At 65.9% G+C, this 11940-nt stretch carries 10 protein-coding genes; 7 read left to right on the top strand and 3 right to left on the bottom strand.

The genetic code is table 11. The annotated features are described in order from the left end of the window. Positions 1–1908 (top strand): choline BCCT transporter BetT (gene betT / locus DBR22_RS02135; protein WP_108597574.1); only part of this gene is annotated, 1908 nt, incomplete at its 5' end. A gap of 30 nt (positions 1909–1938) precedes the next feature. Here betT and DBR22_RS02140 read toward each other — a convergent pair. Together DBR22_RS02140 and DBR22_RS02145 are read right to left on the bottom strand one after the other, a co-directional pair. Then, positions 1939–2796 carry a prephenate dehydratase gene (locus DBR22_RS02140; protein ID WP_108597575.1) on the bottom strand — a complete coding sequence of 286 codons (858 nt, stop codon included), beginning with the start codon at positions 2794–2796 and terminating at the stop codon, positions 1939–1941. Between the two features lie 89 nt (positions 2797–2885). After that, positions 2886–4817 (bottom strand): alpha-amylase family protein, encoded by a 1932-nt coding sequence (locus DBR22_RS02145; RefSeq protein WP_108597576.1) that lies wholly within the window; start codon positions 4815–4817, stop codon positions 2886–2888. A gap of 191 nt (positions 4818–5008) precedes the next feature. On the opposite strand from DBR22_RS02145, the gene gdhA reads away from it, so the two are divergent. Then, on the top strand, positions 5009–6346 hold the full coding sequence (gdhA, locus tag DBR22_RS02150; protein ID WP_108597577.1) for an NADP-specific glutamate dehydrogenase: 1338 nt from the start codon (positions 5009–5011) through the stop codon (positions 6344–6346). 31 nt (positions 6347–6377) lie between these two features. Here the strand turns inward: gdhA and map are convergent, their stop codons facing one another. Continuing rightward, complete coding sequence (map, locus tag DBR22_RS02155; RefSeq protein WP_108597578.1) at positions 6378–7148, bottom strand: type I methionyl aminopeptidase; 771 nt, start codon at positions 7146–7148, stop codon at positions 6378–6380. Positions 7149–7222: 74 nt separating this feature from the next. On the opposite strand from map, the gene DBR22_RS02160 reads away from it, so the two are divergent. The 5 genes from DBR22_RS02160 to DBR22_RS02180 all read left to right on the top strand — a co-directional run. Continuing rightward, positions 7223–7525, top strand: a complete 303-nt coding sequence (locus DBR22_RS02160; RefSeq protein WP_108597579.1) for a helix-turn-helix domain-containing protein — start codon at positions 7223–7225, stop codon at positions 7523–7525. 160 nt (positions 7526–7685) lie between these two features. Next, a complete protein-coding gene (glnT, locus tag DBR22_RS02165; protein ID WP_108597580.1) occupies positions 7686–9068 on the top strand; it encodes a type III glutamate--ammonia ligase in 1383 nt (460 codons plus the stop codon). Between the two features lie 61 nt (positions 9069–9129). After that, a complete protein-coding gene (locus DBR22_RS02170; protein ID WP_108597581.1) occupies positions 9130–10038 on the top strand; it encodes a glutamine amidotransferase in 909 nt (302 codons plus the stop codon). Continuing rightward, positions 10026–10775: a protein glxC gene (locus DBR22_RS02175; RefSeq protein WP_108597582.1), complete on the top strand. Its 750-nt coding sequence runs from the start codon at positions 10026–10028 to the stop codon at positions 10773–10775. Before DBR22_RS02170 ends, DBR22_RS02175 begins: the two co-directional genes overlap by 13 nt. Before the next feature lie 8 nt (positions 10776–10783). Next, the coding region (locus DBR22_RS02180; RefSeq protein ID WP_219928069.1) for an FMN-binding glutamate synthase family protein at positions 10784–11940 on the top strand (1157 nt) is incomplete at its 3' end.

An 11940-nucleotide genomic window follows, 5' to 3' on the forward strand; every position in this document is an offset into this window, starting at 1 on the left:
TTCGTGCTGTGGGTGGCCCTGTCCAAGGAAGGGTCTGTCCGCCTCGGCCCGGACCACTCCCGCCCGCAATACAAACTCTTCACCTGGGTGGCCATGCTGTTCGCCGCCGGGGTGGGCATCGACATGCTCTTCTACTCCGTGACCGGACCCATCACCCAGTACATGATGCCGCCGGTGGGCGAAGGCCAGACCCCTGCGGCCGCCCAGGACGCCGTGGTCTGGACCATGTTCCACTACGGTGTGGCCGGCTGGGCCATGTACGCGCTGCTGGGCATGGCCATGGGCTATTTCGCCTACCGCTGGGGCATGCCGCTGTCCATCCGCGCCGCCCTCTATCCGCTGCTGGGCAAACGCGTCCGCGGCGGAATGGGCGACGCCATCGACATCGTGACCCTGGTGGGCACGGTCTTCGGCGTTGCCACGTCCATGGGTATCGGCGTGGTGCTGCTGAACGTCGGCTTCGCCATGCTTTTCGGCCTGCCGCAGGGCCTGGCCCTGCAGATCGCACTGGTGATTGTCGCCGTCGTACTGACCATTGCGGCGTGTACGTCAGGCGTGGACAAAGGGATCCGCTGGATCTCGGAGCTGAACATCTGGAGCGCAGCGGCCATGCTGCTGTACATCCTGGTGACCGGCCAGACGTCCTTCCTGCTGAACTCCATGGTGGAGAACATCGGCCGGTTTGTGTTCACGCTGCCGGACCGCACGCTGCAGACCTTCGCCTACGAGGAGGGCGGCTCGGAGTGGATGGCCGGCTGGACCCTGTTCTTCTGGGCGTTCTGGCTCGCCTGGGGTCCGTTCGTGGGGCTGTTCCTGGCCCGTATTTCCCGTGGCCGGACCTTGCGGGAGTTCGTCATTGCCGCCATCACGGCCCCGGTGCTGTGCGATTTCCTGATCGTCAGCATCTTCGGCAACAGTGCCATGCATGAGGTCCTGAACGGCAACACGGAGTTCGCACAACTGGCCATGGACAGCCCGGAGCAGGGCTGGTATGCCCTGCTGGAGATGTTCCCCGGGGCGGGGTTCCTGATTGGCCTGGGCACGCTGTCCGGGATGCTGTTCTACCTCACCAGCGCCAACTCCGGTGCCATGGTGATGTCCAACTTCTCCTCCTCCATCCCGGACCCGTCACAGGACGGCGCCAAATGGCTGCGGATCTTCTGGGCTGTCCTCACCGCGCTGCTGACCATCGCCATGCTGGTGGCCGGAGGCGTGACCACCATGGAGTACGCCACGCTGATCTTCGCCCTGCCGGTCACGATCATCGCCTGGCTGGTGATGGCGTCCTTCTCCAAGGCACTGCGCATGGAGCGCGCCGAACGGGAAGGACAGGTCCTCCGGCGGCAGTCGACGGCGGCCCATGGCGGCCACGTGCCGGACCGCACCTGGCGCCAGCGGCTGGCAGGGATGCGTTCGTATCCGTCGAAGAAGCAGGTGGCCCAGTTCATGGAACGCACGGTGCAGCCTGCCCTGGCGGATGTGGTCAGGGAGTTCACCAACCAGGGCTACCAGGCCACCCTGGACCTGATCCCGGACGAGCACACTGCCATTTCCAGCCACGCGCTGGTGGTCAGCATCCCGGACCACCGCGACTTCCACTACCAGGTCAAGGTGGTGGAGGCGCCGGTGCCGATGTTCGGCGGACGGATGTCCCGGCAAACGGACGTCTACTACCGGGTGGAAGTCTTCGCCCAGACCGGTTCGGAGGGCTACGACCTCATGGGGCTGTCCCACCAGCAGGTCATCGACGACGTCCTGGACCGTTACGAGGCGCATCTGGGCTTCCTGACGTACTCAACCCAGCACGACTACGCCTCGGTGCTCACTCCGCCCGTTCCGACAGCGACGGGAAGCATGCCAGTGGTGGAACCTCCGCGTGAAAGCGGTACGGACAAACCCGGGGCGTAAGCGGGGGCCCCGCGCCTTTTGCAGCGCCGCCTAGACGGTTGCCGCCTGGCCCAGCCGGTAATCGGCGGCGGCATACACACCGAGGATCCGTACTTCCGTGGTGAAGAACGCGAGTTCCTCCAGGGCCAGGCTCAGCGCCAAATCCTCGGGGTGGCCTTCCACGTCGGCCATGAACATGGTGGCGGCAAACTCGTTGCCCACCATGTAGCTTTCCAGCCGCGTCATGTTCACGCCGTTCGTGGCGAACCCGCCGAGGGCCTTGAACAGCGCAGACGGGACGTTCCGGACACGGAACAGGAAGCTCGTGACGGCCGGCCCGGCCAGTTCATCCCTGCCGGGCAGCTCTTTTTCCGGCGCCAGGACCACAAACCGGGTGGTGTTCGAGGGATCGTCCTCCACCCGGGAAGCCAGCACCTCCAGTCCATAGATCTCGGCGGCCAGCGGAGGAGCGAGGGAGAGTTTCGTGGGGTCGTTCCACTCCCGCACCTCCCGGGCTGAACCGGCGGTGTCGCCCGCAATGACCGGGCGAAGCCCCGCTTCACGGATCAGCCGCCGGCACTGTCCCAGGGCATGGATATGGCTGTGGACCTCCGTGGCCGCTTCAATGCTGCTGCCGGGAATGCCCAGCAGGTCGAAGTGGATGGGCAGGAAGAACTCGCCCACGATCTGCAGGCGCGACTGCGGCAGCAGGATGTGGATGTCCGCCACGCGGCCGGCGATCGAGTTCTCGATGGGGATCATCGCCAGTTCCGCCTCGCCGCTGGATACCAGCTCGAAGGCGTCCTCAAAGCTGGCGCAGGGAACGCTTTCCAGCTCAGGGAACATCTGCATGCACGCGATATTGGAGTTGGCGCCGGGCTCACCCTGGTACGCAATCTTCTGGGCCATGGTCCGTATGCTTTCACGGCCCGCCCAATCCCCCCAATTGGCCGTGAATCAGTGTCGCCATTCGGACATTCGGGGGCCTTTGGGCGCCGTCAGGAAGGAGTAACCCGGAGCCACAGGTACCGGTGCGGCGCGAGCGTCACACCGTCGTCGAGCCTTACTGCCGTTTCGGTGAGAAGTTCGACGGCGGCAGCCCCGAACCCGGAAAACGTCACTGCCGGGAGCTGCCGGACGCCGTCGCTGAAGTTTGCCAGCACCAGGACGGTGCTCGCCGGACGTGCACCGGCCGAAACAGTGCTGCCCGGACGCTGGAAGCCCAGGACGCCGGGAGAGTTGGTGTGGAAACCGATCAGCCGGGTCCCGGCCAGTTCAGGAGTGGAGGCCCGGACCTCGGTCATGCGGCGCAGGCCGCTGAAGATCCGGCCCTCGGGGGTGCCGGGGTTGCGCCTCCGGGCGTACTGCTCCGCAGGGTAGTGGGGCCGGTGCACCCAGCGGCTGTCGGCGTCGTGCCCTTCCTCCAGGAAGTACTGATAGTCATTGAGCTGCCCCACCTCGTCGCCCAGGTAGAGCAGCGGGATGCCGCCGGTGCTGAAGGCCACCGAGTGGGCCAGCAGGATCCTTCCGATGGCGTGCTCCGGATCGTCCTCCAGCCCGCACAGCGAGGCGGTGGTCCCGGAGATGCGGCAGTCCCCGGTGCGGGGGTTGTCCTGGAACGGCACGCCGCGGGCAAAGCTTCCGGGGAAGCGGTTGACGTAGAAGGCATTGAGGAACCGCCGGTGGTCAAAGCCGTTGATTCCCAGCTCGGCAGCGTCCTCGTCGGCGAAGGTCCAGCCGATATCGTCATGGCTGCGGACGTAGTTCACCCACGAGGTGCCGGCAGGAATGTTGTGCCGCCGTTCCAGGGCCTGGGACAGCAGCGCGACATCCCGGGTGGCCAGCGACTCCCAGATGAGGGCCATCTGCAGCGGGTTGTAGGACAGCTGGCATTCGGCGGGATCGATGTAGAGCGCCACCTCGTCCGGGTGCACAATCGCCTCCGATTTGAAGAGGAGCGACGGTGCGGCCAGCCGGCACACGGCGTTGAACGCCCGCAGGAGCAGGTGGGCTTCGGGAAGGTTCTCGCACGGCGTGCCCAGCTGCTTCCAGATGAAGGCCACCGCATCCATCCGGAGAATGTCCACGCCCTGGTTGGCGAGGAACAGCATTTCCCCCGCCATCGCCCGGAACACCGCCGGGTTCGCGTAGTTCAGGTCCCACTGGTAGGTGTGGAACGTGGCCCACACCCAGCGCCCGTCCGGCAGCGGGACGAAGGATCCGGGGTGGTCGTCCGGGAAGATCTCCCGCACGGTCCGCTCGAAGGCGTCGGGCATGGTGCGGTCCGGATAGATCCAGAAGTAGTCGCTGTACTCCGGATCGCCTGCTGCCGCCCGCCGGGCCCACTCATGTTCATTGGACGTGTGGTTGAAGATGAAGTCCACCACGAGGCTGATCCCGTTGTTCCGGAGGTCCGCCGCCAGCTCGCGCAACTGCTCCATGGTGCCCAGTTTCGGGTTGACCTGGCGGTAGCTGGAAACCGCATAACCGCCGTCGGAATGCGGCTCCGGCGCCAGGAACAGCGGCATCAGGTGGAGGTAGGTGAGGCCCAGCTCCTTGAAATACGGGATCCGGGCACGGACGCCGTCCAGGCTGTCCGCGTACCGGTCCACGTAGCAGACCCCGCCGAGCATGGTGTTGGACAGGAACCAACTGCTGTTCCCCTCCCGTGCGGCGTCGACGGCCTTCAGCGCGGCCGGACGCTCCTGCCACGAGCGGGCGCACTGGACCACCAGGGCGGTGAGCTGGTCAAGCCAGTCCTCCCGTGTTCTGTACAGGCCGTGGAAGAGCCCGCAGAGCTCGGGGAAGTGACGGTCAAGGCGTTGCCTGAAGGCGCTGCCCGGATCGCCTTCCGCCAGGGCCGGCTCGCGGTTCAGTGCGTCCAGGACATGCTGATATGCCGGTTCGTCCACGTTGACCTGGCCCTGCATGGATCCGCTCCTCCTGCCTGCGGCCGGCTGATCGTACCGGCTCGTGGTTAGGGAAGTATGCCACGGGAAGATGCCCGCTGACAGGCATTGGCAGGGCCATCAAAGGCTGCGGGGCAGGCTACAGGAAGTCCGGCGGTACTAATCGTTGCTACCATGGTGTGTTGAACATTCAATAAATTTGAGGAGACAGTGTGGACTCGCGGCTCGAAGCCATCCGGAATACCGTGCTGGCGCGGAACCCCGGCGAGGCTGAATTCCACCAGGCAGTGACCGAGGTTTTCGAGAGCCTTGGACCCGTCCACGACCGGCACCCGGAGTTCCTCGAAGCCGCCATACTGGAGCGGCTGTGCGAGCCCGAACGGCAGATCATCTTCCGCGTGCCGTGGACCGACGACTCCGGCCGCGTGCAGATCAACCGCGGCTTCCGGGTTGAATTCAACTCCGCCCTGGGCCCCTACAAGGGCGGCCTGCGCTTCCACCCCTCCGTCTACCTCGGAATTGTGAAGTTCCTGGGCTTCGAGCAGATTTTCAAGAACGCGCTGACGGGCATGCCCATCGGCGGCGGCAAGGGCGGTTCGGACTTTGACCCCCGCGGCCGCAGCGACGCCGAAGTGATGCGGTTCTGCCAGTCGTTCATGACCGAGCTGTACCGCCACATCGGCGAATACACGGACGTCCCCGCCGGTGATATCGGTGTGGGTGGACGCGAGATCGGCTACCTCTTCGGCCAGTACAAGCGCATCACCAACCGCTACGAATCCGGTGTCCTGACCGGCAAAGGCATTTCCTGGGGCGGCTCGCTGGTCCGGCCCGAGGCCACCGGCTTCGGCACCGTGATCTTCACCGAAGAGATGCTCAAGACCCGCGGAACGTCATTCGACGGCCAGCGCGTCGTGGTCTCCGGCTCCGGCAACGTAGCCATCAACGCCATCGCCAAGGCCCAGACACTCGGCGCCATGGTGGTGGCCTGTTCCGATTCTTCCGGCTACATCGTGGACGAGGCCGGAATCGACGTCGGGCTCCTCCGCCAGGTGAAGGAAACGGAACGCGGACGCCTCAAGGACTACTCACTGCGCCGTTCCGGCGTTGCCTACGTGGAGGCAGGCTCCGTGTGGGACGTCAATGCCACCGTGGCCTTGCCGTGCGCCACGCAGAACGAGCTCGACGGCGATGCTGCCGCGAGGTTGGTCCGCAACGGCCTCCTTGCCGTCGGGGAAGGCGCCAACATGCCCTCCACCCGTGACGCGGTTTCGGTGTTCCAGGACGCCGGCGTGCTGTTCGGACCGGGCAAAGCCGCCAACGCGGGCGGCGTGGCCACCTCGGCGCTGGAGATGCAGCAGAACGCCAGCCGCGACTCCTGGTCCTTCGAGCACACCGAACAGCGCCTGACGGAGATCATGGTGGGGATTCACCACCGCTGCGCCGCCACCGCTGACGAATACGGGGAACCTGGCAACTATGTGCTCGGCGCCAACATTGGGGGATTCGTCAAGGTAGCGGACGCGATGCTTGCCCAGGGCCTGATCTAGGTCCCAATCTGCAGGCTGGCCCGGCGCTGGTCTACTGCGGGAGGGTGAGGATTTCCGCTCCGTCCCTGGTGATCGCGATGGTGTGCTCGCTGTGTGCTGTCCGGCATCCCGTCGCGCTTCGGAGCGTCCACCCGTCCGCATCCGTGACGAGTTGGGCGGTGTCCACCATGACCCATGGCTCCAGTGCCAGCAGCAGCCCAGGGCGGAGCTTGTAGCCTCGGCCTGGCCGTCCCGTGTTCGGAACGTGCGGGTCCTGATGCATGGTTGATCCGATGCCGTGGCCGCCGAACTCGGTGTTGATGGGATACCCCGCTTCACTGAGGACGGCGCCGATGGCGTAGGAGATGTCGCCGATGCGCGCTCCGGGTCCGGCGGCCGCTATCCCTGCGGCCAGGGCGCGTTCGGTGGTGCTGATCAACGCCACGCTCTCCGCGGGCTGTGATTCGCCCACGATGAAGCTGATGGCGGAGTCCGCGGCGATTCCAGCTTTGGAGACGGCGAGATCGAGGGTCAGCAGGTCGCCGTCGGCCAGTTCGTAGTCCTGTGGCAGCCCATGGAGGACGGCGTCGTTGACGGCGGTGCAGATGTAGTGGCCGAACGGTCCGCGTCCGAAGGATGGCGCGTAGTCGACGTAACAGGAGTCCGCTCCGGCCTGGACGATCATGTCCTTGGCCCACCGGTCGATGTCCAGGAGGTTCGTGCCCACCTTGCTGCGGCCCTTCAGCGTCTGCAGGATGTTGGCGACCAGGGCGCCTGTTTCCTTTGCGCGGGCCAGTTCGGCGGGGTTCAGGATCTCGATCATGCAGCGCCTTTCGTAGCAGTCCTCAGCACCAATAACTATACCGGCCATATTATCCCGGTATTAGAATTGGAGCCATGGTCAGATTGCCACTCACAACCGAAGAAGTGGAGCGCGGGGAACGCCTCGGCGCTCTCCTGCGTCGCGCCAGGGGCGAGCGCTCGATGCTCTCGATCGCGCTCGATGCCCGCGTCTCACCCGAGACCCTCCGGAAGATCGAAACGGGCCGGGTGGCCACCCCCGCTTTCCCGACCATCGCCGCGATCGCCGAGGTGGTGGGCCTTTCCCTGGATGCGGTCTGGGCCGAGATCAACCGGCCGGAAACTTCTCTCGACATGACCGCTCCTGGTCCCAAGACCCCTGCGAGGCTCGCCTCTTAGGGTGCAGCCTAAAAGCGGCAGGTCCGCTTTCCCGGTGAAGTGCCGGGCCTTCGTGAAACAAGGATTTAACATTCCTGCAGGACGCCCGTAACGGCGGTTTGGCTACTCTGGTGCAACAAGGTTTACTAGTAGCTAACACCAACCGGACAGGAATGTTTCGATGACGAGTGTCGCAACCCCTGCTGTATCCGCACCATCCATCACCCCGGCCGATCACATTTCCCTGAAGGACATCGCCCAGGCCCACGATGTCCGCTTCCTCCTGGCTACCTTCGTGGACATGACCGGCAAGCCCTGCGCCAAGCTCGTCCCCGTTGAAGCCGCCGATGAACTCGAGGCCGGGGCCATGGGCTTCGCCGGCTACGCGGCCGGACTGATTGGCCAGAAGCCCCAGGACTCCGACCTGATCGCCATCCCGGACCTGGCCTCCTTCACCCCCGTGCCCTTCATCAAGGATGGCCTGGCCATCATCCACTGCGACCCGCACGTTGACGGCAAGCCCTGGCCGTACGCCCCGCGGGTCATCCTGAAGAACACGCTCGCCCGCCTGGCCGGGAAGGGCATGCAGGCCAAGATCGGCGCGGAGGTTGAGTACTTCCTGGTGAACAGGAACGACGACGGGACGCTGAGTACCGCTGATGCCCGCGACGATTCGCCCCGCCCCTGCTACGACGCCCGCGGTGTCACCAGGATGTACGATCACCTCACCTCCATCTCGGAGGCGATGAACTCCCTCGGCTGGGGCAACTACGCCAACGACCACGAAGACGCCGCCGGCCAGTTCGAACAGAACTTCAACTACGCTGACGCGCTCACCACCGCAGACCGCGTGGTCAGCCTCCGCTACATCCTGAACATCCTCGCCGAACAGCGTGGCATGACCGCAACGTTCATGCCCAAACCCTTCACAGACCGGACCGGCACCGGGCTGCACTTCCACCTGTCGTTGTGGTCCGGCGCCGAGGCGCTGTTCCCGGCTGACGGGAGCAGTGCAGACGACGGCGGCCGCGGCCTTGGGCTGTCGGGGCTCGCGTATTCGTTCATCGGCGGCATCCTTGAGCACGCTCCTGCGCTGCAGGCGTTTTTGGCGCCCACAGTGAATTCCTACAAGCGCTCGGGTGCCACCACCAGTTCCTCCGGTGCCACGTGGTCGCCGCGGAAGGCGTCGTTCGGCGGCAATGACCGCACCCACATGATCCGCGTTCCGGACAACAAGCGGATCGAGCTCCGCTCCGGTGACGGCTCGGCCAACCCGTACCTGGCCATCGCCACCGCCATCGAAGCGGGCCTGGACGGCGTTGAACGCGCCGTCGATCCGGGAATGCCCTCCGGCCCGGGCGAGTCCAAGCCTGATGCCCACCTTCTGCCTGCCACCCTCCTGCACGCCGTCGAAGCCCTCCGGAAGGATCCGGTGATCCTGGCCAGCCTGAGCGGCGACGCGGAGATCGGCAGGTACTACGCCGATGCCAAGGAAGAGGAATTCCTCAGCTGGCACAACCAGGTCAGCGACTGGGAAATCCGCACGTACCTGACGTCCATCTGACCCGCCTCCCAACCAAGAACTTCCAGCAAAGCACCAGCTCCACCAAGCAAAGGAACCCCACATGTGCGGAATCGCCGCGCTGCAGCTGCGCAACCCCCTGCTGCACCCCCAGATGGGCAGCCTCCTGTCCTCGATGATGTGCCAGATCGTGGACCGTGGCCCGGACTCCGCGGGCATGGCTGTCTATGACACCCCGGGCCTGGTCTCGCCTGGAACGTCCACGCTTAGCATCCTGGGCAAGGACCAGGGCCTGCCTGTCGGAGAGATCCAGCTCGCGGTGGCCGGCATGCTGCCTTCGGACGCCGGTACCGCGGTACGGGTGGTGGGAGATACCACCCTGGTGAGCGCCGCCGTCGGAACTGATCTCCTGGTGAAGGCGGTCAGCGAAACCCTCCCGGGCTCCACCATCATTGGCCGCGGCGAGCACGTCGCGGTGATGAAGAGCGTTGGCCACCCCATGGCGATCGCCGCCGAGCACGGGCTCGAAGCGATGGCCGGAAGCCAGGGCCTTTCCCACACACGGATGGCCACTGAATCCGCTGTGACCGCTGGAGGTTCGCACCCCTTCTCGGTTGCCGACGATCTCTGCCTGGTCCACAACGGCTCCTTCTCCAACCACGCCACCGTCCGTCGCGACCTCAAGCGCGAGGGCGTGGTGTTCGACTCCGAGAATGACACCGAGGTGGGCGCCCGCTACGTGGCCTCCCGCCTGCAGCAGGGCGACACCCTCGAGGAAGCCCTGGTCAACCTGGGCAAGGTCCTCGACGGCTTCTACACGCTGGTGGTGACCACCGCGGACAGCATGGCCGTGGTCCGGGACCCCATCGCCTGCAAGCCGGCCATCATCGCCGAAACCGACGACTACGTGGCCATGGCCTCCGAATACCGTGCCCTGGCCGCCCTGCCCGGCATCGAAAACGCCCGCATCTTTGAACCGGAACCCGGAAAGGTCTACACATGGTCACTCTGACAGCGCCCGAAACCAGCAGCCAAGAAACCAGCACCGCTGCAAGCACCGGATCAACGCAGGAAACGTTCGTTGTTGACCTGGCCGGCAGCCCGGTCCGCGCCTTCAACCAGGCCCTGCACAACGCCGTTGACGGCCAGTCCTGGACCGTCACCAACCCCGAGGGCAAGCACAGCCTGGCGGTGGGAATCAACGCCAACGTCTCGGTGGCCATCGAAGGCCACGCCGGCTACTACGCGGCCGGGATGCACCAAAAGGGCGATGTGACCATCAAGGGCAATGCCGGCGTCGGGTTGGCCGAGAACATCATGTCCGGCCGCGTCCACGTCAAGGGCGACGCCTCCCAGTCCGCGGCGGCCACCGGCCACGGCGGCCTGGTGGTCATCGACGGCAACGCCAGCGCCCGCTGCGGCATCTCCATGAAGGGCGTGGACATTGTGGTGGGCGGCAACATCGGCCACATGTCCGCGTTTATGGCCCAGGCCGGACGCCTGGTGGTCTGCGGAGATGCCGGCGAAGCCCTGGGCGACTCCATCTACGAGGCCCGGATCTACGTCAAAGGCACCGTGGCCTCCCTCGGCGCCGACTGCATCGAAAAGCCCCTGAAGGAAGAGCACCTGACCGAACTCGCCGGGCTGCTCGCTGCCGCCGGACGCACCGACAACCCGGCCGACTTCAAGCGCTACGGCTCAGCCCGGAACCTCTACCACTTCAGCGTCCACAACTCGACGGCGTACTAGGAGCCACCATGACCATCACCTCCCTTCCCCAGAGTGCTCCAGCCCAGGACACCGCGTTCCCCGCACCCGTGCAGGACACCCGGAACGTCGCTGAACTGGGCCTCCGCGAGTCCTCCACGTTCGACCGCGCAACCATCGCCGACATCCAGCGTGCCGCCGCAACCGGCGTCTACGACATCCGCGGCTGGGGCGCCAAGCGCAAGGTCCCGCACTTCGACGATCTGCTCTTCCTTGGCGCCTCCATGTCCCGCTACCCGCTGGAGGGCTACCGCGAAAAGTGCGATACCGACGTCGTCCTCGGCGACAGGCACGCCACCCGCCCCCTGCACCTGCAGACTCCGGTGACCATCGCCGGAATGAGTTTCGGCGCCCTGTCCGCCAACGCCAAAGAGGCGCTGGGCCGCGGCGCCTCGGAGGTGGGGACTTCCACCACCACGGGCGACGGCGGCATGACGCCTGAGGAGCGCGGCCAGTCCAAGCACCTCGTGTACCAGTACCTCCCGTCCCGCTACGGCATGAACCCGGACGATCTCCGCAAGGCCGATGCCATCGAGATCGTCCTCGGCCAGGGTGCCAAACCCGGCGGCGGCGGCATGCTGCTGGGACAGAAGATCACCGAACGCGTCGCCGGAATGCGCACGCTGCCGGTGGGGATCGACCAGCGCTCGGCCAGCCGGCACCCGGACTGGACCGGCCCGGATGACCTGGAGATCAAGATCGGCGAACTCCGCGAGATCACCGACTGGAAGACGCCCATCTACGTCAAGATCGGCGCCTCCCGCCCGTACTACGACACTGCGCTCGCCGTGAAGTCCGGTGCGGACGTTGTGGTGGTCGACGGCATGCAGGGCGGTACTGCCGCGACGCAGCAGGTGTTCATCGAGAACGTCGGCATCCCCACCCTCGCCGCCATCCCGCAGGCCGTCCAGGCTCTCCAGGAACTCGGAGTCCACCGCAAGGTCCAGCTCATCGTCTCGGGTGGCATCCGCACCGGCGCCGACGTCGCCAAGGCCATGGCCCTTGGCGCGGACGCCGTCGCGATCGGAACCGCAGCCCTCATCGCGCTCGGCGACAACGATCCCCGGTACGCCGCCGAATACGCGGCCCTTGGTTCCGCCGCCGGCTTCTACGACGACTTCCAGGACGGCCGCGACCCCGCCGGCAT

Origin of the sequence: Arthrobacter sp. HMWF013, from assembly GCF_003061105.1 — a bacterium.
Lineage (GTDB): Bacteria > Actinomycetota > Actinomycetes > Actinomycetales > Micrococcaceae > Arthrobacter.